At 66.7% G+C, this 25351-nt stretch carries 22 protein-coding genes and 1 tRNA gene; 11 read left to right on the forward strand and 12 right to left on the reverse strand.

The genetic code is table 11. The annotated features are described in order from the left end of the window. The 4 genes from WG921_RS15390 to WG921_RS15405 form a co-directional block, all read right to left on the reverse strand. The coding region (locus tag WG921_RS15390; protein ID WP_461786847.1) for a tetratricopeptide repeat protein at positions 1-584 on the reverse strand (584 nt) is incomplete at its 3' end. A gap of 133 nt (positions 585-717) precedes the next feature. After that, positions 718-1743 carry an IS1595 family transposase gene (locus WG921_RS15395; protein WP_340110143.1) on the reverse strand — a complete coding sequence of 342 codons (1026 nt, stop codon included), beginning with the start codon at positions 1741-1743 and terminating at the stop codon, positions 718-720. Between the two features lie 431 nt (positions 1744-2174). Beyond that, positions 2175-2251, reverse strand: a tRNA-Met gene (locus WG921_RS15400). Positions 2252-2306: 55 nt separating this feature from the next. Continuing rightward, positions 2307-2939 (reverse strand): glutathione S-transferase family protein, encoded by a 633-nt coding sequence (locus tag WG921_RS15405; protein WP_340110144.1) that lies wholly within the window; start codon positions 2937-2939, stop codon positions 2307-2309. 166 nt (positions 2940-3105) lie between these two features. Between WG921_RS15405 and WG921_RS15410 the strand changes: the two genes are divergently transcribed. The 6 genes from WG921_RS15410 to WG921_RS15435 all read left to right on the forward strand — a co-directional run bounded on the left by WG921_RS15410 (position 3106) and on the right by WG921_RS15435 (position 10287). Then, on the forward strand, positions 3106-4269 hold the full coding sequence (locus tag WG921_RS15410) for an isovaleryl-CoA dehydrogenase (RefSeq protein WP_340110145.1): 1164 nt from the start codon (positions 3106-3108) through the stop codon (positions 4267-4269). Positions 4270-4419: 150 nt separating this feature from the next. Then, positions 4420-4902, forward strand: coding sequence for a lysozyme inhibitor LprI family protein (locus WG921_RS15415; protein WP_340110146.1), 483 nt, complete (start codon positions 4420-4422; stop codon positions 4900-4902). Between the two features lie 3 nt (positions 4903-4905). After that, positions 4906-6510, forward strand: a complete 1605-nt coding sequence (locus WG921_RS15420) for a carboxyl transferase domain-containing protein (RefSeq protein WP_340110147.1) — start codon at positions 4906-4908, stop codon at positions 6508-6510. Between the two features lie 127 nt (positions 6511-6637). After that, on the forward strand, positions 6638-8596 hold the full coding sequence (locus WG921_RS15425; protein WP_340110148.1) for an acetyl/propionyl/methylcrotonyl-CoA carboxylase subunit alpha: 1959 nt from the start codon (positions 6638-6640) through the stop codon (positions 8594-8596). Continuing rightward, complete coding sequence (locus WG921_RS15430) at positions 8589-9452, forward strand: hydroxymethylglutaryl-CoA lyase (RefSeq protein WP_340110149.1); 864 nt, start codon at positions 8589-8591, stop codon at positions 9450-9452. The genes WG921_RS15425 and WG921_RS15430 overlap by 8 nt, the downstream gene beginning before the upstream one ends. Before the next feature lie 52 nt (positions 9453-9504). Further along, entirely contained in the window at positions 9505-10287 is a 783-nt protein-coding gene (locus WG921_RS15435; RefSeq protein ID WP_340110150.1) for a crotonase/enoyl-CoA hydratase family protein, read from the forward strand. A gap of 37 nt (positions 10288-10324) precedes the next feature. On the opposite strand, the gene WG921_RS15440 is transcribed toward WG921_RS15435, so the two are convergent. Further along, positions 10325-10819: a flavin reductase family protein gene (locus tag WG921_RS15440; RefSeq protein WP_340110151.1), complete on the reverse strand. Its 495-nt coding sequence runs from the start codon at positions 10817-10819 to the stop codon at positions 10325-10327. Between the two features lie 149 nt (positions 10820-10968). On the opposite strand from WG921_RS15440, the gene WG921_RS15445 reads away from it, so the two are divergent. Continuing rightward, positions 10969-12204 (forward strand): META domain-containing protein, encoded by a 1236-nt coding sequence (locus WG921_RS15445; protein ID WP_340110152.1) that lies wholly within the window; start codon positions 10969-10971, stop codon positions 12202-12204. Positions 12205-12258: 54 nt separating this feature from the next. Here the strand turns inward: WG921_RS15445 and WG921_RS15450 are convergent, their stop codons facing one another. The 6 genes from WG921_RS15450 to ccrA all read right to left on the reverse strand — a co-directional run bounded on the left by WG921_RS15450 (position 12259) and on the right by ccrA (position 19299). After that, positions 12259-13728 carry a DUF2125 domain-containing protein gene (locus WG921_RS15450; RefSeq protein ID WP_340110153.1) on the reverse strand — a complete coding sequence of 490 codons (1470 nt, stop codon included), beginning with the start codon at positions 13726-13728 and terminating at the stop codon, positions 12259-12261. Between the two features lie 86 nt (positions 13729-13814). Then, on the reverse strand, positions 13815-15290 hold the full coding sequence (locus tag WG921_RS15455; protein ID WP_340110154.1) for an ATP-dependent DNA helicase: 1476 nt from the start codon (positions 15288-15290) through the stop codon (positions 13815-13817). A gap of 53 nt (positions 15291-15343) precedes the next feature. Continuing rightward, a complete protein-coding gene (locus WG921_RS15460) occupies positions 15344-15733 on the reverse strand; it encodes an acyl-CoA thioesterase (protein WP_340110155.1) in 390 nt (129 codons plus the stop codon). 63 nt (positions 15734-15796) lie between these two features. Next, a complete protein-coding gene (gene cls / locus WG921_RS15465; RefSeq protein WP_340110156.1) occupies positions 15797-17215 on the reverse strand; it encodes a cardiolipin synthase in 1419 nt (472 codons plus the stop codon). Beyond that, a complete protein-coding gene (locus WG921_RS15470) occupies positions 17212-17937 on the reverse strand; it encodes an endonuclease/exonuclease/phosphatase family protein (RefSeq protein ID WP_340110157.1) in 726 nt (241 codons plus the stop codon). Before WG921_RS15470 ends, cls begins: the two co-directional genes overlap by 4 nt. Before the next feature lie 105 nt (positions 17938-18042). After that, the gene (gene ccrA / locus WG921_RS15475; RefSeq protein WP_340110158.1) at positions 18043-19299 is read right to left on the reverse strand and encodes a crotonyl-CoA carboxylase/reductase; all 1257 of its coding nucleotides are present in this window, start codon (positions 19297-19299) and stop codon (positions 18043-18045) included. Positions 19300-19738: 439 nt separating this feature from the next. Here ccrA and WG921_RS15480 point away from each other — a divergent pair, with 439 nt between their 5' ends. Next, positions 19739-20698, forward strand: coding sequence for a DUF2189 domain-containing protein (locus tag WG921_RS15480; protein WP_340110159.1), 960 nt, complete (start codon positions 19739-19741; stop codon positions 20696-20698). A gap of 16 nt (positions 20699-20714) precedes the next feature. On the opposite strand, the gene WG921_RS15485 is transcribed toward WG921_RS15480, so the two are convergent. Beyond that, positions 20715-21698: a GlxA family transcriptional regulator gene (locus WG921_RS15485; protein ID WP_340110160.1), complete on the reverse strand. Its 984-nt coding sequence runs from the start codon at positions 21696-21698 to the stop codon at positions 20715-20717. Between the two features lie 160 nt (positions 21699-21858). On the opposite strand from WG921_RS15485, the gene WG921_RS15490 reads away from it, so the two are divergent. From WG921_RS15490 to msrP, 3 genes are all read left to right on the forward strand, one after another. Beyond that, positions 21859-23232 carry a class II 3-deoxy-7-phosphoheptulonate synthase gene (locus tag WG921_RS15490; RefSeq protein WP_340110161.1) on the forward strand — a complete coding sequence of 458 codons (1374 nt, stop codon included), beginning with the start codon at positions 21859-21861 and terminating at the stop codon, positions 23230-23232. Between the two features lie 131 nt (positions 23233-23363). After that, entirely contained in the window at positions 23364-24131 is a 768-nt protein-coding gene (serB, locus tag WG921_RS15495) for a phosphoserine phosphatase SerB (protein WP_340110162.1), read from the forward strand. A gap of 77 nt (positions 24132-24208) precedes the next feature. Continuing rightward, the gene (gene msrP, locus WG921_RS15500) at positions 24209-25168 is read left to right on the forward strand and encodes a protein-methionine-sulfoxide reductase catalytic subunit MsrP (RefSeq protein WP_340110163.1); all 960 of its coding nucleotides are present in this window, start codon (positions 24209-24211) and stop codon (positions 25166-25168) included. The last annotated feature ends 183 nt before the right edge of the window (positions 25169-25351 follow it).

Genomic DNA, 25351 nt, shown 5'->3' on the forward strand with positions numbered 1-25351 from the left:
CCATGCGCATTTCGCGGATTGGCCGTCAGTGATTTATCAATGCTCTTTTCGGCACGGTGGAATTGGCCGACTTCGACTTGCGCGAACCCCAACAGACCTTGGAGCCACCAGTCATCGCCATAATGGGGTTCAAGAATCTCAGCCAGCGCAAGGTTCTCGGCTTCGCGTCCCGGCTCGCCACTGAATCCAATCAGACTCAGGACGCCGAGGCAGGCTTGCGCGATAATCACATCACGGGGATATTCTTGCAATTGATCCCGCGCGGCCTGATATCCAGCGGCGCTTTTGCCGTCGATCAAAAGGCCGATGATCTTGATCTGCCGCGCTTCCCGTTCTGTCAGCGGCCCGTCGCACTGTTTGGCGAGATGAAGTGATTGTTGCGCACCAGCCCTATCTCCGACAAGCTGCCGGTAACGTGCCAATACGACATGTGGGAGGGCGAAGCCTTCGTCTTCTTGGGTCGCCAGTTTGAGCGCGGCTTCAACGCCAATCTCGGCACCGAGAAACCGATCAAGGCCAAGAACATACGCATCTCTGGCCTTTTGCGAGTTCGTAGAAAGCGAATATCCGTATCTGTCTTTCATACCCAGCACCATGTTTGAGCCAATGCTACAACAGTCGGCACGAAAAGTCTGTGGCTTCGCCAAAGCGGTCGCTGATCAGTCTCGCAGCATTCAGAACAATGGGCTCTGAGAGGGCTTTCGTTGCAAGTAAGGGCTACGGCCATCGGAGGCCCCATGCAGGGGTGCGTCGCATCTCACGGCCCACCGCGCCACACAGAAGACCCCGCATCTGGTCAACTACCGGGATCGGTTTCCATACGGTCGTGGTTTCCGTTGATCGGAAGCCAGAACAGGACTTCCGTTTCCGCACTTTCGTCTCGGGGACGCGGTGATTCCAGCGCCAGAGGATCTCATCGAGATAACGCTGAAGGTGCTTATGTCCGAGGCGGTGATACACGCCGATTAGCGCCCGCTGCACCACGGCATTTACCGCCTCAGCGGTGTTGATATGCGCGCCGGTCTTCCGGTTGGCATACTCGCGCTTGTTGTGTTGCACGGTGAAGTGGTTCGCGAACGACGCTCCGATCTTTCGGTAGCTTGAGTTTTTGTCGGTGATCAGCACTGAATTTGGGTCGATCCAACCTTCCATGATGGGCTTCATCGTGCCCCCCTGCGCATTCGGGATCAGAACTGCCCGGGCCTGTCCGTTTCGCGCCGCGGCCACCAGAGCGATCGGCTTTCCTGTTCCTCGACCGCGCTTGTTCTTCACCCCATGGCGGAACTTGGGTTTGCCGCCGATGAAGGCCTCGTCGACCTCTACAACCCCCGACAAACGGCCAGCGACCCCGTGTCGATCATCCATGAGCTCGCGAATGGCGTGGCCAAGTTTCCAAGCGGTTTTCTGGTTCACGCCCAACAGCCGCGACATCACCACCGATGAGATGCCCTTGGAGGACGTCAACACGAGGAACATCGCCGCGATCCAGATACGCAGGTCGAGCTTTGTCGCGTGCAGCGGCGTCTTCGTGGTGACAGTAAACTGACTGCGGCAATCCCGCTCAGCGCACTGATACAGACCCGGGCGCACAGACGCGCTGCGGAGCGGTCGCGAGCTCAGGCTGCCGCAGTGCGGACAGAACCGATCATCGCCCCATATCGCGTTTTCCAAGAAGAGCCGGGCGTGACGCTCCGTCGGCATCCTCTTCCAGATGTCGTGGACGGATTTCAGTTCTGTGATCATGAGCCAGCCTCGTTCATCAAGGGAGCCGAGGATATTGGCTGTTTTCAAAAAATCAGAAGCGACTGCGTCTTGGCGCGGACGCGGGCCTATCGAACCATACTACACAAGCCAGTCACAGACGCGCTGTTTTTCTCGTGGATAATAGGGAAAATTTTACCCGGACTTCGCCTCGAAACCGAAAGACGCGTACATCGTCGTTGTGGAATGCGAGAGCCCCGATCGCCATGAGGTTGCGGAACTGACGTGAAGCGGCGAAGATCCGTTCTATATGCCGACAGAGCGAAACTTTGAACTTATCATCAGCACCGTCTCTTGCTACGGTTCAGGGACTGCGTCCACGCCGGGTTGCAGTCCCGGTGAAGTCCCGGGAAGAAGCAAGTGAGGAGCAGGAAAGGAGATCCGCAGCAAGCACCTGAAACATCAAGGAAATTTGGTAGCGGAGGAGGGACTTGAACCCCCGACACGCGGATTATGATTCCGCTGCTCTAACCAGCTGAGCTACTCCGCCACTGCGCGCGGGTTCTAGGCATGGTCCGGCGCGTCGTCAAGCATGGAATCCTCCGTCAGGGCAACGGAATTTCGTTGCCGGTCGCGGGGATGTCGTACCCTTTGCGGAAGCCGTCCCGCGCGGCGAGCGCCAGATACCAGCGCTTGACGTTCGGGAACGCGTCGAGGTCGATCTGCTGCCATTCATAGCGCGAGGCCCAAGGCCAGGTCGCGAAATCGGCGATGCTCAGGTCTTCTCCGGCGATATGGGTGGAGTCGGCGAGTCGGCGGTCGAGCACGCCGTAGAGGCGCTTTGTCTCCGCGCCGAAGCGCTCCTCCGCATAGGGCGCCTTGCCGGGGTTGAAGCGCAGGAAATGATGCGTCTGACCCAGCATGGGGCCGAAGCCGCCCATCTGCCACATCAGCCATTCCATGACCGAGACCCGGCCCGGACCGGAGCTTGGGAGGAACCGCCCGGTCTTCTCCGCCAGCCAGATCAGGATCGCGCCGCTCTCGAATACGGTTTGTCCGCTCTCCCGGTCGCGGATCGCGGGGATCTTGTTGTTGGGGCTGATTTTCAGGAAGTCGGCGGCGAATTGGTCGTTCTTGCCGATGTTGATCGCGTGAACTTCATAGGGGAGCTGCATCTCCTCCAGCGCGATGGAGACCTTGCGGCCGTTTGGCGTGCTCCAAGTGTAGAGATCAATCATGGCGTGTCCTCATTTTCCTTGGGCGCGACATTAGCGATGACGGCCGCGAGGGCAAGGCGGCGGCGCCTTTCCGCTTTCACGATCGGGGCGCTATGCGTAAACATGGCGCGGAACGCGCTGAGGGCGGAGCGCCCGCCACCATGCGGACGAGAAGAGGAGACGATTGATGTTCATGGCGTCGATGAATTTTGCGCTGGGCGACGATGTGGAGAGCCTTCGCGAGGCGACCCACCGCTGGGCGCAGGAGCGCGTGGCGCCGATGGCGGCGGAGATCGACAGCTCCAATGTCTTCCCGGCGGAACTCTGGCGGGAGATGGGCGAGCTTGGCCTCCTCGGCGTCACCGTGGAGGAGGAGTATGGCGGCGTCGGTCTCGGCTATCTCGCCCATACCGTCGCGGTGGAGGAGGTGAGCCGGGCTTCCGCGTCGGTCGGGCTGTCCTACGGCGCGCATTCCAATCTCTGCGTCAATCAGATCCGACTGAACGGGACGGATGAGCAGAAGCGGAAATACCTGCCGAAACTGATCTCCGGCGAGCATGTCGGCGCGCTCGCCATGTCGGAGGCGGGTTCCGGGTCCGATGTCGTCTCGATGAAGCTCCGCGCGGAGAAGCGCAATGACCGCTTCGTCCTGAACGGATCGAAATACTGGATCACCAACGGCCCCGACGCCGAGACGCTGGTCGTCTACGCCAAGACCGACCCGGCCGCGGGCTCGCGCGGGCTGACCGCGTTCATCATCGAGAAGGGGACGAAGGGCTTCTCCACCTCGCCGCATTTCGACAAGATGGGAATGCGCGGCTCCAACACCGGCGAGCTGATCTTCGAGGATTGCGAGATCCCTTACGAGAACATCCTCGGCGAGGAGGGCGGCGGCGTCGCGGTGTTGATGAGCGGGCTCGACTATGAGCGCGTGGTGCTGTCGGGGATCGGGGTCGGCATCATGCACGCCTGCCTCGACCATGTGATGCCCTACATGCACGAGCGAAAGCAGTTCGGAAAACCGATCGGCGAGTTCCAGCTGATGCAGGGCAAGATCGCCGACATGTACACGGGGATGAACTCCGCGCGCGCCTATGTCTACGCCGTCGCCGCCGCCTGCGACCGGGGCGAGGTCACGCGCCAGGACGCCGCCGCCTGCGTGCTCTACGCCTCCGAGCAGGCGATGACGCAGGCGGTGCAGGCGGTGCAGGCGATGGGCGGCGCCGGCTTCCTGAACGACAGTCCGGTGAGCCGGCTGATGCGCGACGCCAAGCTGATGGAGATCGGCGCCGGCACCTCCGAGATCCGCCGGATGCTTTGCGGACGGGAGCTGATGCGGGCGACGGCGTGAATGGCGTCGTCCGGCGTTCGATGAGCGCGCGCGCGGGGCGTCGGCGCCCGCGATTTGACCGTCGGGAGATAAGCGCCGAAGGTGGCTTCGGCGTCGGCGCGCTCCATGCGGCGCCTGCCGCATGACTGGGGAATGGCGGAGGGCCGAAGAATGAACGAGAAGACGCCGGCCGTCGCTCTCGCCGGCCTCTTCGCGGCGGCGCTGGGCGTCTCCGCCGCGACCGCCTCTGCGGATACGCTTGTCGAGCAGATCGACGCCTGCATCGGCGCGGTCGGGGCGCCGGCGGATCATGCGGAGCTCTGCATGGGCATATATGCGCAGCCTTGCATGGACGCGCCCGAAAGCCAGACGACGGTCGGCGCGGTCAGCTGTCTGCGGACGGAATTCTCCGCGTGGGACGAGATCCTCAATCGTGAATACGATGCGCTTTCCCCGCTGCTGGATGAAGAGCAGAGCGCCGCGCTCTGGGCCGCGCAGCGCGCCTGGATCGCCTATCGAGACGCTGACTGCGCCTTCCCGCATGTTCTGATCCGGGGAACGATGGCGCAGGCCTGGAGCATGGATTGCGTGATGCAGCACACCGCGCGCCGCGCGATGACGCTGCGCGGCCTGCTCGATTTCATGGGGAATTGAACGATGAAGCTCACATCCACCGCTCTGCCGCGGGATCCGGCCTTCGCCGCGAACAGAAAGGCGCATCTGGAGGCGCTCGCGCATGTCGCGGAGGCCGCCGCCGCCGCCGCTGCGGGAGGCGGCGAGCGTTCGATGGCGCGCCATGTGGCGCGGGGCAAGCTGCCGCCGCGCGACCGGGTCGCGGGGCTTCTCGATCCGGGCGCGCCGTTTCTGGAGATCGGCGCGACGGCGGCCCATGACATGTATGAGGGCGCCGCCCCGGGCGCCGGGTTGATCGCCGGCGTCGGCCGGGTCTCCGGGCGGGAGGTGATGATCGTCTGCAACGACGCCACCGTCAAAGGCGGCACCTACTATCCGATGACGGTGAAAAAGCACCTCCGCGCGCAGGAGATTGCGGCGGAGAACAGCCTGCCGAGCGTCTATCTGGTGGATTCGGGCGGCGCGAACCTGCCCAACCAGGACGAGGTCTTTCCCGACCGGGAGCATTTCGGCCGCATCTTCTATAATCAGGCCAACATGTCGGCGCTGGGCCTCCCGCAGATCGCCGTGGTCATGGGCTCCTGCACCGCCGGCGGCGCCTATGTGCCGGCGATGTCGGACGAAGCGATCATCGTGAAGAATCAGGGCACGATCTTCCTCGGCGGCCCGCCTCTGGTGAAGATGGCGACAGGCGAGGAGGTGGACGCCGAGACGCTGGGCGGCGGCGACACCCACACCCGCCTCTCCGGCGTCGCGGATCATCTGGCGGAGGATGACCTTCACGCGCTGGCGCTGGCGCGGGGGATCGTCGCCTCGCTCAACCGGCCGAAGCCCATGACGGTCGAGATGCGGACGCCCGAGCCGCCGGCCTATGACCCGGAGGAGCTCCTCGGCGTCGTCCCCGCCGATCTGAAGACCCCTTACGATGTCCGCGAAGTGATCGCCCGCGTCGTGGACGGCTCGAGATTCGATGAGTTCAAGGCCCGTTTCGGGCCGACCCTGATCACCGGCTTCGCGCATATCGAGGGGATTCCGGTCGGCGTCGTCGCCAATAACGGCATCCTCTATTCGGAGAGCGCGGTGAAGGGCGCGCATTTCATCGAGCTTTGCTGCCAGCGGAAGATCCCGCTCGTCTTCCTGCAGAACATCACCGGCTTCATGGTGGGCCGGAAGGCCGAAGCTGGCGGGATCGCCCGGCACGGCGCGAAACTGGTGACGGCGGTGGCGACGGCGCAGGTCCCGAAGGTCACGATGATCGTCGGCGGCTCGTTCGGGGCCGGCAATTACGGCATGTGCGGGCGCGCCTACAGCCCGCGGTTTCTCTGGACCTGGCCGAATTCGCGGATCTCCGTGATGGGCGGGGAGCAGGCGGCGGGCGTGCTGGCCATGGTGCGGCGCGATGCGCTTGAAGCGCGGGGCGAGACGCTGAGCGCGGAGGCGGAAGCCGCGATCAAGGATCCGATCATGGAGCAGTTCGCGCATCAGGCGCATCCGCTCTATGCCTCCGCCCGGCTCTGGGACGACGGGATCATCGATCCGCGCAAGACCCGTGAGGTGCTGGCGCTGTCGCTCTCTGCCGCGCTCAACGCGCCGATCGGAGAGTCGCGCTTCGGCGTGTTCCGGATGTGATCGTGTCCGATGTCCTGACATCGGGCGCCCTGCGCTCGGACTCCCGCGCCTTCGCGGCGATGCCGGCGCGGAAGCAAATGACGGCCGGATCGGCTGCTGATATCATGGCGGATGAAAGGCCATTCTGATGTTCTCCAGGATTCTCATCGCCAATCGCGGCGAAATCGCGTGCCGGGTGATCCGCACCGCCCGCCGGATGGGCGTCTCCACCGTCGCGGTCTATTCCGATGCGGACGCCCGCTCGCTCCATGTGGAGATGGCGGACGAAGCGGTCCGGATCGGCGCGGCGCCGGTCGGCGAAAGCTATCTCAAAGGCGACACGATCATCGCCGCGGCTTTGGCGACCGGGGCGGAGGCGATCCATCCCGGCTTCGGGTTTCTCTCGGAGAATCCGGATTTCGTGGATGCGGTGGAGGCGGCGGGGCTGGTCTTCATCGGCCCCTCGGCCGCCGCGATCCGGGCGATGGGCCTGAAGGATGCGGCCAAGCAGCTGATGGAGAAGGCGGGCGTGCCGGTCGTTCCCGGGTATCACGGGGCCGAGCAGGATCCGGATTTCCTCGCCGCGGAGGCGGAGAAGATCGGCTACCCGGTGCTGATCAAGGCGCGCGCCGGCGGCGGCGGCAAGGGGATGCGGCGGGTCGATGAGCCGGCGGAGTTCAAGGCGGCGCTTGTGGAGGCGTCCTCCGAGGGGCTGACGAGTTTTGGCGACGGCGCGGTTCTGATCGAGAAATACATCCTCTCCCCCCGCCATATCGAAATTCAGGTCTTCGGCGACGATCACGGAAACGCCGTCCACCTTTTCGAGCGTGATTGCTCGCTCCAGCGTCGCCATCAGAAGGTGATCGAGGAGGCGCCTGCGCCCGGCATGACCGAAGAAGTCCGGGCCGCGATGGGCGACGCGGCGGTGACGGCGGCGAAGGCGATCGGCTACGCCGGCGCGGGAACGATCGAGTTCATCGTCGATGGCGCCGGGGGCCTTCGCCCGGATGGGTTCTGGTTCATGGAGATGAACACGCGCCTTCAGGTCGAGCATCCGGTGACGGAGGCGATCACGGGCGTCGATCTGGTCGAATGGCAGCTCCGCGTGGCGGCGGGCGAGCCTCTGCCAATGCGGCGCGAGGATCTGCGCATCGACGGCTGGGCGTTCGAGGCGCGGCTCTACGCCGAGGATGCGGCGAAGGGGTTCCTGCCCGCCACCGGCCGGCTCGACCATCTCCGCTTCCCCGAGGGCGCCCGGATCGAGACCGGGGTGAGGGCCGGCGATGAGATCACGCCGTTCTACGACCCGATGATCGCCAAGATCATCACCCATGGCGCCGACCGGACCGAGGCGCTGTCGCGGCTTCACGCGGCCCTGCAGGCGACGGAGGTGGCCGGCTCCGTCACCAATGTGACGTTCCTCGCGCGGCTTGCGGCGCATGAAGGCGTTCGCCGCGGCGAGGTGGACACCGGCCTGATCGCGCGGGATCAGGCGGCGTTGACCGCGACGCCGGAGCCGCCCGCCGCCGCGCGCGCGCTCGCGGCGCTGGCCGCGCTCGGCCTGCCGAAGGCGCCCGGCGCGGCCTGGGACATGGGCGATGGATTTCGTCTCTGGGGCGCGGGGCGCTCATTGACGAGGCTCGACGACGCGCTTGTCGAGGTGGATGTCGCCGGCGACCGGTTTTCCGCCGATTTCGGCGTGGGCCCGGTGACGCTGACCGTGAGAAGGGTGGGCGACACGCTCCGCGTCGATGACGGCCGGCGCGTGTTCAAGGCGCGCGCGGTCCGCCATCGCGGCCGCGTCACCGTGTTCATGGACGGCGCCGCCCATGGATTCACCGTCCCCGATCCGCTCGCGGCGGCGGGCGATGCGGGCGCCGGGGGCGACATGGTGATCTCGCCGATGCCGGGGCTGGTGAAGGTGATGACGGCGGCGCCCGGCGCGGCGGTGGAGCAGGGCGCGCCGCTCTGCGTGCTCGAAGCGATGAAGATGGAGCATACGCTGAAGGCGCCGCGCGCCGGAGTGATCGCCGCGGTCGGCGCGGCGGCGGGGGATCAGGTCGAGGAGGGCGCGGTGCTGGTGACGCTGGAGCCGATCGATGAGTGAGGCGAACGGGCGCGCCCTGATCTTCGAGATGGGCCCGCGCGACGGGCTTCAGAACGAGGCGCGCCCGATCCCGACCGCGGACAAGATCCGGCTGGTCGATCTGCTCTCCGAAGCCGGTTTCGAGAAAATCGAAACCGCCAGCTTCGTCTCTCCGAAATGGGTCCCGCAGATGGCCGACGGCGCGGAGGTGCTGGCCGGCGTCGCCCGCCGCCCCGGCGCGCGCTACACCGCGCTCACCCCGAATCTCAAGGGATATGAGCGGGCGAAGGCGGCGGGAGCGGACGAGGTCGCGATTTTCGGGTCCGCCTCCGAAGGGTTCTCCCGCGCCAATCTCAATCTCGGCAAGGCCGAGGCGCTGGAGATGTTCCGCCCGGTGGCGGAGGCCGCCAGGCGCGACGGAATCCCGATGCGCGCCTATGTGAGCTGCGTCGCCGAATGCCCGTTCGACGGGCCGACGCCGCCGACCGCCGTCGCCGAAGCGGTGGAGGCGATGCTGGCCATGGGAGCTTACGAGGTCTCGCTCGGCGACACCATCGGCCGCGGGACGCCCGAGGCGGTCGCGGCGATGCTGGATGCGGCGCTCGATGCGGCGCCCGCCAGCCGACTCGCCGGGCATTACCACGACACGGGCGGGCGCGCGCTGGAGAATATCGACGTGAGCCTGGAAAAGGGGCTCCGGACCTTCGACGCGGCGGTCGGCGGGCTTGGCGGCTGCCCTTACGCGCCGGGCGCGGAGGGGAACGTCGCGACGGAGCGGGTCGCCGCGCTGCTGGCCGAGAGAAATTTCGAGACCGGCCTCGACATGGAGCGCCTCGCCGTCGCCGCCAGCTTCGCGAAGAGTTTGCGGAGCGGCTGACCCGGCGCCGCCGGGCGGGCCGGGCGCGGCGAGAGGATCGAAGGAGACGAGCATGGCTGAGACGATCAGGCTGGAGACCGACGGGCGCGGCGTCGCAACGCTGACGCTCGCGCGGCCCGAGAAGCATAATTCGATCTCGGCGCGCATGATCGTGGAGCTTTCCGAGGCCGCCGCGACGCTGGCGGCCGATCGGACGGTGCGCGCAGTGGTGCTGACCGGGGCGGGAGAGAGCTTTTGCGCCGGCGGCGATCTCGCGTGGATGCGTGAGCAGTTCAGCGCCACTCGGGCCGAGCGGATCGCGGAGGCGCGGAAGCTCGCGGCGATGCTCGGCTCGCTCAACACGTTGCCGCAGCCGTTGATCGGGCAGGTGAACGGGCAGGCATATGGCGGCGGTATGGGGATGATGTCGATCTGCGATGTCGCCATCGTCGCCGATCACGCCAGATTCGGTTTCACCGAGGCGCGGCTGGGCCTCATCCCGGCGACGATCTCTCCCTATGTGATCGCGCGCATGGGCGAGGGCATGGCGCGCCGGGTCTTCATGTCGGCCCGGCTATTCGATGCGGCGGAGGCGGTGGCGCTCGGCCTTGCGGCCAGGGCGGTCCCCTCGGCCACGCTCGATGCGGCGGTGGAGGCGGAGGTCGCGCCCTATCTGGCCGCCGCGCCCGGCGCCGTCGCCCGCGCCAAGCGTCTGGCCCGGCGCCTCGGCCCGCGGCTCGACGACGCCGTGATCGAAGAGACCGCTCTCGCCCTCGCGGACGCCTGGGAGGACCCGGAGGCGCAGGAAGGCGTCGCGGCGTTCTTTGAAAAGCGCAAACCCGTCTGGCGGGGATAACGCGCTTCGGGTTTGCGCCTGACCGCCGCCCCCTGCTTCATCTGTCGACCGGGAAATAGCCGCCGCGCGCATAGCCGAGCGGGCGCCGGCTGGTATGATCGAACCCCGCGACCCGGCCGATCAGAATGACATGATCCCCGGCCGCGAACTGATCGTGGAGGCGGCAATCGAACCAGCCGCAGACGCCATCGAGCAGCGGCCCGCCGACCGGCCCGGGCCGCCAGTTCACGCCTTTGAAGCGATCCTCGACACGGTGCGCGAACCGATGGGAGAGCGCCTGCTGATCCTCGGCGAGGATATTGACGGCGAAGCCGCCCGCGCGCTGAATCGCCGCGAGACTGAACGACTGGCGGGAGATGCAGACGAGGAGCAGCGGCGGGTTCAGCGAGACGGAGGTGAAAGCGTTCGCCGTCAAGCCGATCGGCTCGCCCGCAGCGCCCGTCGTCGTGACGATGGTGACGCCGGTCACGAACGCGCCGAAGGCGTCGCGGAGCGCGCGGCTGTCCCTGATGTCTTCTGTCGCACGGGTCATGGCGCGGCCGCTCCCTATCGGGCGCACCATACGCGCCGCCGGCGGGGATGAAAGGGGTGGGCGCGGCCCCCGGCCGCAATCGCGCGCGCATTGTCCGGCGCCCTGGCGCGAGCTAGGTTGCGAAGAGAGACCGCCCCAAGGAGCCTCCCGTGCGTTCATGTCTCGCCGTCGCCGTCATCGCCGCCTGTCTTCCCGTCGCCGGACCCGCCGCGGCTCATGAAGAGGTCCGCGCCATCGAGGGCGCGGCGCTCTATCGTGAGCGGATCGCGTTGCCGGATGACGCTTATCTCCGCGTGGAGACGCGGGATGCGGATGGCGCATTCTTCGCCGCCGCGCGCATGCGGACCATGGGCGGCCAGGTTCCGCTGCCCTTCGCGGTGGCGGCGCCATTCGGCGCTCAGGCGACGCTTCACGTCGAGATCGAGATCCCGGAGGGCGCCGGGTGGCGCAGCGCGGAAACGCTGATCCCGGCGGGGCGCGGCGCGCGCGATGTGGGCGCGCTGATGCTGACCCGAAGCCCGGCCCGCCTGAGAAGGGAGCGTTTCCTCTGCGGCGAGACCGAAGTCGCGGTCCGCCTGAGCGGCGCCGATGCGACATTGACCGCAAGGGGCGAGGAATTTCACCTCGCCTCCGCCCGCGCCGCCTCGGGGGCGAAATACGAGAGCCCGGACGATCCGACGACGTTTTTCTGGAGCAAGGGTGACGCGGATCCGATGATCTCCATTCGCGCCGAGACCTTGCCAGATTGCGCGCCGGCCGCTCGGCCGGTCGATTTTCGCGCGGGCGGAAACGAGCCTGGGTGGAGCCTCACTTTCATGGATGGGCGCGCCGCGCTGGAGACCGATTACGGCGCCGAGCGCCGCGAGGCGATGCTGGATGAGCCCGTCGAGGAGGACGGCGCGATCTTTCATCGCATCGCCGCCATCGGCGCGGTGATCCGGATCGAGGACGGGCTCTGCCATGACGGTGCGACCGGGATGCCGTATCCGGAAACGGTCGCGGTGACGACGGCGACGGCGGACCTGTCCGGCTGCGGCGGCGCGCCGCTCTCGCTCCTGACCGGCGGCGAATGGCTGCTGGAGGCCCTCGGCGGCGAGATGGTCGAGGGGCCGCGCGCGCGCTTCACCTTTGGGGACGATGGGCGCGTCGCGGGGCGGGCGGGCTGCAACCAGTTCAGCGCGTCATTCACGCTGACCGGAGAATCTCTGACCTTCAGCCGGGCGGCGATGACGATGATGGCCTGTCCGCCGGCGCAGATGGCTCAGGAGCGCCGCTTCGCCGAGGCGCTGGAGAAAACCGTCATCTTCGATATCGACGCCGCCGGGGCGCTCATCCTCAAATCGGCCGAGGGCGCGCCATTGATGCGGGCGCGGCGCGGGCGCTGAGGGCGCATGGCGGGATGACCGCGTTCGATCACATCGCCGCCCGCGCGCCCGCCGCTACTGCAAGGGCCGGCCGTTGATCGTCATCGCGCCTTTGGCGACGCGGATATCGGCCAGAAGATGATCCGGCCCCTCGCCGGCGCGCCCATAGGTCAGCGCGGCGCCGGTGTAGATCTCCGCCGCCTCCGGCGGAATGAGGCCGGCTTCGGTCAACTGTCCCAGAAGTCCCAGCGCGCCCTTCAGCTCGACCGTGAGGTTTCCGTCGGGAAACATGGCGTCGCCGGCGATGTCGAGCGCGCCGCTCGCGGAGGCGACCAGGCCGAGACCTTCCGCGCGGAGGCTTCGGATCTCCAGCGTCTCCACATCTACGGGCGAGTGCGAGAGCGATCCGCCGCCAAGGTCCTCCAGGATGCGCAGCGCGCCGGCGAAGTCGAGATCCAGGCTGATCGGCGTGCGGGTGATCGCGCCGATGGGATCGTTCGCGTCCCAGAACGCCTCATCGAGGGCGAGGTCGTTGATCGACAGCGAGAAGGCGTAAGGTTGCGGCTCCGGCGCCTGGCGGATCGGCATATCGAACGTCATCGTGAAGGCCTGGGCCGCCGCTCCGCCATTCGCGCCGTCTTCGTCGGTCTTCATCGCGTAGGCGATGTCGGCGGCCCTGGCGGCGTAGGCGGCGCGCCCCTCGCCGACGCTGATGCTGGATTCGCTCGACGCGGCGGAAAAATCGACGGTGTAGGGCGGGGCGCTCGGCCCGCCCGAGCCTTCGCTCTTCGCCTGATAGCGCCCTGTGCGCACAGAGAAATCCGCCGCGCCATCGCGTGCGACGAAATCGGCGAAGGTCGCGGCGTCCAGCGCTTCGCCGTCAAAATCGATCGCGATATCCGCGACCTGCAGCTTCGTGTTCGTCTCGCTCACCATGTCGGGGGCGAGACGATAGGAGAGCGAGAGCGAATCCGCCGTCAACACCGACGCTCCGCCGCTGTTCGGCGCGCTCCCGAGATCGAGCGCGAGCGTCTCGAGGCGCGCGCGCGCGTTCGACAACACGTTTGCGCCCGGCGCCTGCGTCGCCGAGACGGCGCCCGCCCGGATTTTGATTTTCGTCTCTCCGTCGGCTTCGCCAAGCAGAACCCGCGGCGTCTCCGCGATCACGTCGAAGACGAGGGGCGCCGCGTCCGGCGCCGCGCTGAACGCCGTCGTCTCGATCGTCAGCTTGCTTTCACGGGATGGCGTGAGCGTCACCTCGTCGGCGTTGGCGATGCGCGCGCCGACGGTCAGGCTCGGCGCGGTCCAGCGCCAGAGCGCGGATGAATCGGCGAGCGAGGCGCCCTCGTAGACGACGTCGTAGCCGAACGGAAATCCGCCAACCTCCCGCCGCTCATAGGTGAAGAACAGGCGGCCCTCGCGAAGCTGGGCGATGACCTTGTCCGCCTCGGGCTCGATATAAAGCGAGCGCCCGGCGAACCAGCCCGCGGTCCAGAGAACGGCGAGCCCGGCGGCGCCGATGATGATCATCCGTGACGGTCTCATGAGATGGGCGCTCCCTGGATCTGTTCGGGGGGTGTTCGGGCGGGCACCATCCCCGCTTCGGCCGCCGCGGTCAATGCGCCCCGGCGTCAGCCGAGATCCGCGACGCCAAGCGCGCGCGCCGGGCGCGCCATCCGGTACCGCGCGACCCAGATCAGTCGCTCTTCGGCCCGGGTCGCGGCGACATAGGCCAGCCGGCGCCAGAGCGGCGCGCCGGCCTCCATCCGGCCGGATCGCGCCGCCGCGTAGATATCCGGCGCGAAGATTTGCACCGCCGGCCATTGTGAGCCTTGCGCCTTGTGGATCGTCGTCGCCGCGCCATGAACGAAGACGGCGCCCATCCGCGCCGCGGAGGCGATGATCGGCTCCTCCCGGTCCGGAGCTTCGATCTTGATGATCGCGGCGGCGCTGATCGTCGGGGCTTCGGCGCCGGCGACATGGAGCCGCGCGAAGCCCTTGCGCTTCCCCGGCCCGAGATAGATCGCCTGCGCGCCCTTGATGAGCCCGCGCGCCTCCAGGTCGATCCGCTTCTTCCGATGTTTGAGCGGCAGCTCGATCCCGTCGCAGATCAGCGGCTCTCCCGGCAAGAGCGCGGCTTCCGGCGCGTCGTGAACGGTGCGAAACGCCTGAATCAGCCGAAGCCGCGTGGCGTTCCGCCAGACGAGGATCGGCGCCCGCGCCATCAGGTCGGGGTCGACGCGCGGCGCGACGACGATCCGCTCATCCTTCGCCGCCGCGCGCTCGATCTCCCTCTCGAAATCGTCAAAGTCGATGCCGTCCCGCAGCGCATGCGCGAGATCGAGGATCGGGTTGTCGGCGCTTTGCCGGTGGATCCGGCTCAACATGGGCTTTGACGCTTCGTCGAGCGCCTCGAACACCATGGCGCCGGACTGCCCGACCGGCGCAAGCTGCGCCGGATCGCCGAACAGAATCAGCGTGGAGAACACCTCCTTCAGGTCGTCGAGCTGCCGTTGGTCCAGCATCGAGGCCTCATCGACCAGCGCGACGTCGAGCGGCTCGTCGCGGCGGGTCCATCCGGTGATGAAGTCCGAGCCGGAGAGCCCGGCGATCGCCAACGCGCCGGGGACCGAGCCGTGCATGTCGTAGAATTCGCGAATCCGGTCCAGGAGCGCATCGTCGAGCCCTTCGACGTTTGGGCGCGGCGCGTCCGCCGCGGTCAGCCATTTGGCGATCTTCTCGAATTCGGGGTCGTAGACGGGGATATAGAGTATCCGGTGCAGCGTCGTCGCCTGCACTTTCCGCGCGCGGAGCACCGAGGCCGCCTTGTTGGTCGGCGCCAGCACGGCGTAGCTCCGCCGCGCGCGGGTGCGGCGCGGCTCATAATCTCCGCCGATCGGCTCCAGGCCCGCGGCCTCCAGCGCGGCGGCGATATTCACGAGAAGGGCGGTCTTGCCTGATCCCGCCTTGCCGAGCACCGCCAGCACCGAGGCCGGCCCCTCGCGGGGCGGGGGGCCGTGGCCGCCTGAATCGATGTCGATTCCGGCGGCTCGAAGCCGGGTGGCGATCGTGTCCCGCGCCTGACGCTGATCTTCGGAAAATTCCATGCGCTCTCTTAGCCGCGCGCCGCGCCGCGCGCCACCTTCCGGAGCGGCGGCCTTCACTCCGTCGGCAGCGGTCGCGGGTTCCCGTTCCGGTCGATGGCGACGAAAACGATCCGCGCCTCGGCCACGCGGCGCTCATCTCCGTTTTCAGCGTTGAAGATCCGCACCTCGACATCCATCGTCATCGAGCTTCGGCCAAGCTTGGCGACGGTGGGAAAGATCGAGACGACATCGCCGACCCGGACCGGGTGATGAAAGCGCATGTCGTTCACCGCGACCGTCGCGACCCGTCCTTCCGCCAGCGAACGGGCCAGCACCGACGCGCCAAGATCCATCTGCCCCATCAGCCAGCCGCCGAAGATATCGCCGTTGGCGTTGGTGTCGGCGGGCATGGCGATGGTCTGTAGCGCGGCGCCCGGGCAAGGGCCGCTGACGGTCTTGGACATGACGGCTCCGCTATTGGTTCAGGAAGGCTAGATGACCGCCCGGGTCTTGTGAAGGCGCGGATTTCAGAGCAGCGGCGTGAAAAGCCGTGCGATCGGGGCGCCGAGCCGCTTCAACGGCTTCTCTTCCGAGAGCGGCGTCTCATGTGGGCGGCTCACGCGGAAATCCGCCTCCAGCATCTCTGCCGCCTTGCGGACGGCGGCCTTGTCGAACAGGAGCGCCGTCACCTCGAAATTCAGACGGCAGGAGCGAATATCGAGATTGATCGTCCCGATGGAGGCGAGCGAGTCATCCACGACGACGACCTTCTGGTGCATGAAACCATCATGATAACGCCAGATCTCGACGCCGGCGGCGCGCACTTCGTCGAAATACGCGAAGGCGGCCAGCCAGACGAGCAATTGGTCCTCGCGCGCGGGCAAAAGGATGCGCACGTCGACCCCCCGGAGCGCGGCCAGCTTGAGCGCCGAAAGCGTATCCACGTCAGGCACGAAATAGGGCGTCGCGATCCAGAGCCTTTCGGTCGCCGCGCCGATGATATTGCAGAAATAGAGGCTGCCCGTCTCCAGCGGATCGGCCGGGCCCGGAGCGAGAATCAGCGCCTTTCCGCCTTCGGACTCTGACCTGGCGCCCCAGAAAAACTCCGGAATCTCATCATTCGCCCAGTGCCAGTCTTCGGCGAACACGAGCTGCAGTTGCGTGACGGTCGGCCCGGTGAGCCGGAGATGGGTGTCGCGCCAGCGGCCGAAATCCGGGTCGCGGCCCATGTATTCGTCGCCGACATTCAGCCCGCCGACGAAGCCGACCTTCCCGTCGACGATCACGATCTTGCGGTGGTTTCGGAAATTGATCTGAAAGGGATTCAATTTGCGGCGGATCGCATGGAAGTTGCACACCTCCACCCCGGCGGCCTTCAGGTCTTTCAGATACGAGTTGCGCAGACTGACGCTGCCGAGCGCGTCATAAATCAGGAGGACCCGGACCCCGTCGCGCGCGCGGGCGATGAGCAGATCCTTGAAGGCGCGGCCGATCCTGTCATCGCGGATGATGTAAAAGGACGCCGCGACATAGGATTCCGCCTTCTCGATCGCGGCGAAGATCGCGCCGAAGGTCGCGGCGCCGTCGATCAGCAATTCGACGTCGTTGCCGGACACGATCGGCATCCCGGCAAGCCTTTCGAACGCCGCGGCGCGGCTTCTGGCGTGACGCCCGGCGGAGGCGACGACCGCGCCGTGCGCCGATTTCTGCTTGTCCAGCGCGGAGATCATCCGTTGCGATTCGCGGCGCATCAGAACGAAGCCCGGATAGCGCGTATGGCCGAGAAAGAGATACGCCGGCACCGCGATGAACGGCGCCGTCAGCAGGAACACGACCCATCCGACCGAGCCTTGCGGGGTGCGCGCCGTGCGTATGGCGCGAATCGCGAAAAAAATGGCGGCGCTCCAGAGGAGAACCGCGCCGGCGGCGGTGAGCGCCGTCATCATCGGGCGGCTCTTCGGGGAGGCGTGCGCCCGGGCAGAGTGAGCTTCGCCCAGACCGGCAGATGATCGGACGCGCGAAGCGCGAGCGGGGAGCGGTGAACGCCGTGCTCGGCGACGCCAAGCTCCGGGCTGGTGAAGATACGGTCGATCGGCGCGATCGGCCGGGACGTGTGGAAGGACGCGCTGGTCGGCGCGGGCGCCAGCCGGCGGGAGATGATCTCGGCGCCGCCGCGATCCCCGCGCCATTGGTTCAGGTCGCCCATGACGATCTCCAGAGCGTCGTCGGCGCGCTGGTCCAGCGCCTCGATCACGGCGCGGGCCTGCGCCATGCGGCTGCCATGGCGCAGGCCGAGATGAAGGCCGACCACGCGGAGGGGCTGGCCGTGGATGGCGAGATCCGCCAGAAGCGCGCCGCGCGGCTCGAGGAAGGGAAGCGCGAGGCGCTCGATCCGTCGTACCTCGACGTCCTCGCCGACGAGGATGGTGTTGCCGTGCCAGCCATGGCTGGCGCCGGATCCCGGCAACTCGACGATGCGCAGCTTCGCCGTGCGCGCGAGCTCCTCCGCGGGCAACGTGCCGCGCCTCTCGCCAAAGCGGCGGTCCGCTTCCTGCAAGGCGACGATCTGCGGCGCGATCTCCGCCAGCACGCCGATGATGCGTTCCGGCTTTCGGCGCCAATCCAGCCCGACGCATTTCCGGATGTTGTAAGTTGCGACTTTCAGCACCGCAGCCCCTTGATGCCGCGCCACGTCCGCCGGCGCCGCGCCCCGCCGTCTGAATATCCGAGACGGCGCCGGGCTCAAAGCCGGAAGATGTCGCGCGGCGCCGTCTCAGCCGGCTTCGCGGGCGTCCTCCACGGTTTTCAGCCCGGTGGTCGGCGCGCTGACCAGCACCGCCATGTTGCCGGGCTTGTGCTCGTTCCGGAGCATCTTCAGATGCGCCGCCGGGATGTCGCTCCAGGAGAAGACCTCGGACATGCAAGGGTCGATCCGGCGCTCCAGCATCAGCCGATTCGCCGCGCTCGCCTGTTTGAGATTGGCGAAATGGCTCCCCTGAACGCGCTTCTGATGCATCCAGAGATAGCGCGCGTCCATCGTCAGATTGTAACCGGTGGTGCCCGCGCAGATCACCACCATGCCGCCCCGTTTCACGACGAAGACGGAGACCGGGAAGGTCGCCTGGCCGGGGTGCTCGAACACCATGTCGACATTGACGCCCTTGCCGGTGATCTCCCAGATCGCCTTGCCGAATTTCCGCACCTCGCCGAACCAGGTCTTGTATTCGGGCGTGTTCACCGTGGGCATTTCGCCCCAGCAATCGAAATCCTTGCGGTTGATCACGCCCCGCGCGCCGAGATCGAGCACGAACTGGCGTTTGGACTCGTCGGAGATCACGCCGATCGCGTTCGCGCCGGCGGCGTTGACGAGCTGGATCGCGAAGGAGCCGAGCCCGCCGGAGGCGCCCCAGACCAGCACGTTGTCGCCCGGCTTCAGGATATGCGGCCGGTGTCCGAACAGCATCCGGTAGGCGGTGGCGAGCGTCAGCGTGTAGCAGGCGCTTTCCTCCCAGGTGAGATGGCGCGGGCGCTCCATCAGCTGTTGCGACTGCACGCAGGTGAACTGGGCGAAAGAGCCGCCCGGCGTCTCGTAACCCCAGATGCGTTGCGAGGGAGAGAACATCGGGTCGCCGCCGTTGCACTCCTCGTCGTCGCCATCGTCCTGGTTGCAGTGGATCACCACCTCATCGCCGACTTTCCAACGCTTCACCTTGTCGCCGACCGCCCAGACGACGCCGGAGGCGTCGGAGCCGGCGATGTGGTATTCCGCGCCATGCACGTCGAAGGGTGAAATCGGTGTGCCGAGCCCGGCCCAAACGCCATTGTAATTGACCCCCGCCGCCATCACCAGAACCAGCACTTCGCCGCTGTCCGGGCGCGGGGTCGGCACCGTCTCCAGTTGAAAGGATTTATCCGGCTCGCCATGGCGTTCGCGCCGGATCGCCCAGGCCCGCATGTTCGCCGGCACATGGCCGAGCGGTGGGATCTCACCGATATCGTACAGATCCTTCAGAGGCGCATCGAGTGCCATGGGTCTCTCCTTTGTCCGCGGCGCCATGATTCATCGCGCAAGATTCGTGCGTTTCGAGCGTCATATTGCTAATTACATTATCAATGCCTTGACGCAAGTGCGATAGCGCACTGCGGGAAACTTGGCGCCGCGCCGGGCGAACGGCGCCTTTTCGGGCGTGGAGCGGCCAGAAGCATCGCGGCGCGGGTGGTCGCGCCGGCGCCGGGCGTGCGCGCCACGGATCCGTTTCGCGCGCCCGCCGCGCGGATCATTCCGGAAACTTTGAAATCCGGCGCCGAAGCCAGCCGCGCCGCGGTTCGGGTCTCGACCGATCCCGGTGAATCAGGTCACGCCCGAAGATGACCGGCTCCTGAGATCGCCCGACCGTATATCGCAACAAAACTTCGTGAAATCACTTTTGAGGCGCGCGAATCCGAGGCGATTCCGGTATGATCAGGGTGTGCTGAACCTCAGGGGTTCTCACACCGCCAGACGCCTTGTCTTTGATCGAAGCCGTAGCTTTTTGCAAGGAATGAGTGTCATGGTCGAACCGGTAGGCACCCCACTGTCATGGACGGCGCGCGCCTTGGGCCGAGGCTCGCGTTTTGTCGGTGAAGGGGTCGGCGAGATTCGCAGCGTGGACACCGCGCCGATCGAAATCAGAGACCTGCGAATTCCCGATCTCAAGCGCGCCCTGCGAAAGGGCGTCGATGATTTCGCGGCCCTGCGCACGGATGTGATGTTCATCGTGGTGATTTACCCGCTGGCCGGCCTGTTGCTGGCCTGGTTCGCTCTGAACCGCGAGATGATGCATCTTCTGTTTCCGATGGTGGCCGGATTCGCCCTCCTCGGGCCTGTGGCCGCGGTTGGCCTTTACGAGATGAGCCGCCGCCGCGAGCTTGGGCTTCATGCCAGCTGGGCGGACGCATTCGGGGTCATGAGATCGCCCTCGTTCATCCCGATCGTTGTGCTGGGGGCCTATCTCGCGGCGATCTTCGTCGCCTGGCTCTTCGCGGCCAACACGCTTTACAACCTGACGCTCGGCCCCGAGCCGCCGAGCTCCATCCCAGCCTTCATCGGAGATGTGTTCACCACCGGCGCGGGCCTGACCATGTTGATTGCAGGCGTTGCGGTCGGGTTCGTGTTCGCGGCCCTCGCCCTCGTGATCTCTCTGGTCTCGTTTCCGCTTCTGCTCGATCGCCACGTGGGCGTTCCGAACGCCATTGTCACATCGATGAAAATCGCGCGGCGAAACCCCGTGGTCGTGGCCGCGTGGGGCGCGATCGTGGTCGTGTCGCTGTGCCTGAGCGTCATGACCTTGTTCATCGGCTTGATCGTCGCGCTTCCGATCCTTGGCCATGCGACCTGGCATCTCTATCGGCGGGCCGTCGTTGGCCGCGTTTCGCCCAAGGCGGCCTGAATCCCGCCGGGACGGGTCAGAGCGGCTTGACGGCTGTCTCGGCGACGCCGCGCTCGCGATAGGGCGTCCGGTCGAAGTAATTGCGATAGCATTTGGAGAAATGCGAAGGCGACGTGAACCCGCAAGCGAGCGCGACGTTGATGACGCTCATATCCGTCTGCAGGAGAAGGCTCCGCGCCTTCCGTAGCCGGAGCTCCATGTAATAACGCTTTGGCGAGCGATCGACATAGCGTCGGAAGAGCCGCTCCAGCTGTCGGGTGGACATGCCGGCCTCCGCCGAGAGAAGAACCGGGCTGATCGGCTCCTCGATGTTCTCCTCCATCCGGTGAATCACCGCGGTGAGCTTCGGATGCCGCACGCCCACCCGCGCCGGGATGGAGAGCCGTTGCTCGTCGGCCGCCGTGCGAAGCGGCGTCAGCGCCAGTTGATCGACGACCATCGCGGCCAACTCGCGGCCCTGCTCCTCGTTGATCATATGCACCATCATGTCGGCGGCGGCCGCGCCGCCGGACGAGGTCCAGCGCGCGCCGTCACGCTCGAAATACCTGTTGGAGAGCATCAGGTCCGGGAACTCCTCGCGGAAGCTGTCGCGGTTCTCCCAATGGATCGTGCAGCGGACGCCGTCGAGCAATCCCGCCTTCGCCAGAACATGCGCGCCGGTGCAGACCGCGCCCAACGCCACGCCGCGCCGCGCCTCCTTGCGAAGCCAGGCGAGGACGCCGGGGGTCGCCATCCGGTTCACGTCGACGCCCCCGCAGACGATGATCATTGCGCCCCGATCGAGTTCGGCGAAGCCGGAATCGGCCATCACCCGCGTTCCGTTCGAGCAGGTGGCGCACCGGCCGTCCTCGGCCACGACGCTCCAGGCGTAGAGCTCCCGGCGGGCCATCCGATTGGCGACGCGCAAGGGCTCGATCGCCGACGCGAAGGCGATCATCGAGAACTTTTCGATCAGAAGGAACGCAAACCGCCGCGTCTCGCCGCCTTCGATGGCATTCATATCTCGCGCCTCACGTCTGAGCCATCAGCCACCACATTCGTTTCATTGGAGGGCGTCAAGTCTGAAACCGGCGCCGGTCGATCTGGAAAAGCCGGCCAGCCTGGCGTAGAAGGCGCCGACAGGTGGGCGCGCAGCCCGCCGATTGCGACGGAGATCCGATATGGCCGCACCCTGGTCCCGCGCCGGATGGCGCGACAAGACGGCGTTGCAGATGCCTGACTATCCCGACGCGGAGGCGCTCGCCCGCGCCGAAGCCAAGCTCGCGTCCTATCCGCCGCTGGTCTTCGCCGGCGAGGTGAGGAGCCTCCGCGCCCGGCTCGCAGAGGTGGCTCGGGGGGAGGCGTTTCTGCTTCAGGGCGGCGACTGCGCCGAGAGCTTTGCGGAATTCAGCGCCGACAACATCCGCGACACCTTCCGCGTGCTGCTGCAGATGGCGGTGGTGCTGACCTTTGCGGCGAAGAAGCCGGTGGTGAAGGTGGGCCGCATGGCCGGCCAGTTCGCGAAGCCCCGCTCCGCGCCGACCGAGACCGAGGGCGGCGTCGAGTTGCCCTCCTATCGCGGCGACATCATCAACGACATCGCCTTTTCCGCGGAGTCTCGGACCCCCGATCCCGAGCGGATGTTGCAGGCCTATCTGCAATCGGCGGCGTCGCTCAATCTTCTGCGCGCCTACGCTCAGGGCGGATTCGCCGATCTTCAGCGCGTCGCGAGCTGGAATCTGGGCTTCGCCAAAGGAAGCCCGGAGACCGAGCGCTACATGCGCATGGCCGAACAGATTTCCGCCAGCCTCGAATTCGTCGAGGCGTGCGGCGTGAACTCGGCCAACAGCCAGAAGATGCGCGGCGTCGATTTCTACACCAGCCACGAGGCGCTGCTGCTTCCCTATGAGGAGGCGCTGACGCGCACGGACGTCTCCTCCGGCGACGTGATCGCCGGTTCCGGCCACATGATCTGGATCGGCGACCGGACCCGTCAGCCGGATGGCGCGCATGTCGAATATTGCCGCGGGGTCAGAAATCCGATCGGGCTGAAATGCGGCCCGACGATCACCGATGACGATCTTCTGCGGCTGATCGACATCCTGAACCCCGAAAACGATCCGGGGCGGCTCACGCTGATCGCGCGCTTCGGCGCCGGCAAGGTGGAGGCGCATCTGCCGCGGCTGATCCGGGCGGTGGAGCGGGAGGGCAAGGCGGTGGTCTGGTCCTGCGACCCGATGCACGGCAACACGATCAAGGCCGAGAGCGGATTCAAGACCCGCCCCTTCGACAAGGTTCTGGCTGAGGTGCGGGAGTTCTTCGATATTCACAAGGCGCTTGGCACCTATGGCGGCGGCGTGCATTTCGAGATGACCGGGCAGGACGTGACGGAATGCCTTGGCGGCATGCACAAGCTGCAATCCGCCGATCTTTCCGACCGTTACCACACGGCATGCGATCCGCGCCTGAACGCCAGTCAGGCGCTGGAACTGGCGTTCCTTCTGGCTGAAGAGCTTGAGAAAACCGCGCCGGCGAGCCGGTCGGAGGCGATCTGAGCGCCCCCGGCGCGGTTCTCGTCCTTACGGCCGCCGGGCCGCTTGGCGACGACATCGCGGCCGCCGCCGCGGCCGCGCTCGCCAATTCGGGGCGGGCGCCGGGGCCCGTTCGCCGGCTGGCGCCGGAGGCGGTGGAGCTTGAGTTCGATCACGGCGGGGCTGGCGGCCTCGCCGCCATTGGCGACGAGGTGCGCGGCGCGCTCGCCGGCGCTCCGGTCGATGTGAACGCGCTGCCGGCGGCCGGACGGCGGAAACGTCTTCTGATCTCCGACATGGACAGCACGATCATCCCGATCGAATGCATCGACGAGATCGCGGATCACGCCGGCATCGGCCCCCGCGTCGCTGCGATCACCGAACGGGCGATGCGTGGAGATCTGGATTTCGAGGCTGCGCTGAAAGAGCGGGTCGGCCTGTTGAGAGGTTTCCCCGAGGCGGAATTGCAGGCGGTCTATGATGAGCGCGTGACGCTCACTCCCGGCGCGGAGGCGCTGGTGGGCGCGATGAACGCGGCGGGCGCGCTGACGGCGCTCGTATCGGGCGGATTCGATTTTTTCACGGCGCGCGTCGCGGCCGCGGCGGGGTTCGCGCGGCATCAGGCGAACAGGCTGATCGTCGTTGATGGGCGGCTGACCGGCGAGGTTGCGGAGCCGATCCTCGGGCGGGACGCGAAGCGCGCCGCGCTCCGCGCTTGCGCGGCGGAGCGGGGTCTCTCGCTGGCGGACGCGCTGGCGCTTGGCGATGGCGCGAATGATCTCGACATGATCGCCGCGGCGGGGCTCGGCGTCGCCTGGCGGGCCAAACCGGCGGTCGCGGCGGCGGCGGACGCGCGGCTGGACTACGCCGATCTTACAGCGGTTCTCAGGCTTCAGGGCGTCGCCGCGCCCGGCTTCGGCTGAAATTCCGGCGTTTTGATTGGATCGCGCGCCCGCGCGGCGCTATCTTCTCCATCAACCGGAATGAGAAGGAGAGGACGATGCGACTGATCCGACGCCCGGAATGGAGCCTGCCCGAGGCGGCCGCGACCTCAGAGAGCGCTTACCTCAACCGACGGACTCTCATCGCGGCGATGGGATTTGGCGCGATCGCCGCCGCCGCGCCCCGGGCGGGGGCCGCCGCGACCGCGTATGAAGACGCGCCGCTCAACCCCGATTTTCGCGCCGCCGGGCGGCCGGTGACGCCGGAGGAGCTGACCAGCCACTACAACAACTTCTACGAATTCGGCGGCCACAAGCAGATCGCGGAGGCCGCGCAGAAGCTCGAGACGGACGGCTGGACGATAAAGATCGACGGGCTGGTCGAAAAGGAGATGACCGTCGGCGTCGACGATCTGATCGCGCGCTTCGGGCTGGAGGAACGGATCTATCGCCATCGCTGCGTCGAAGCGTGGTCGTTCGTGGCGCCATGGATCGGCATTCCGCTGGAGAAGGTGGTGCGGATGGCGGCGCCGCTTTCGGGCGCGAAATATCTGCGCTTCGAGACCTTCCATGACCCGGACGTCGCGCGGGGGCAGCGGCAGAGCTGGTACCCCTGGCCCTATGTGGAAGGGGTGACGATGGCGGAGGCGATGAATCCGCTGCCGATGCTGGTCGTGGGCGCTTACGGCAAGGTGATGGCCAATCAGTTCGGGGCGCCGGTCAGGTTGCATCTGCCGTGGAAGTTCGGATTCAAGTCGATCAAGTCGATCACCCGGATCAGCTTCGTCGATGAGCGCCCGGTCAGCTTCTGGGAGGAGCTTCAGCAGAGCGAATACGGGTTCTGGGCGAACGTGAATCCGGAGGTGCCGCACCCACGCTGGAGCCAGGCGATGGAGCGCGATCTCGAAACCGGCGATAAGATCCCGACGCAGCTCTTCAATGGGTATGGCGAAACCGTCGCCGCGCTTTACGACAACGACCCGGAGGCGCTCGCGGCGGGGGACCGGCTCTGGCGTTGAAACCGCGCCCGAAATCTCGGCCCGAAATCTCGATCGTCCAAAAAAAAAGGCCGAGCTTGCGCTCGGCCTAGTCCAACAGGGAGGTAGACAATACGGTGGGCGACAGAGCCGCCCCGTTGCATTGTCTGCAGGGTAGATAGGACGGCCGACATCGTCCTTCAAGGATAAAGCGCCAACTCGTAT

The organism is Paludibacillus litoralis, from assembly GCF_037646705.1.
Classification (GTDB): Bacteria; Pseudomonadota; Alphaproteobacteria; order Rhodobacterales; family Rhodobacteraceae; genus Pikeienuella; species Pikeienuella litoralis.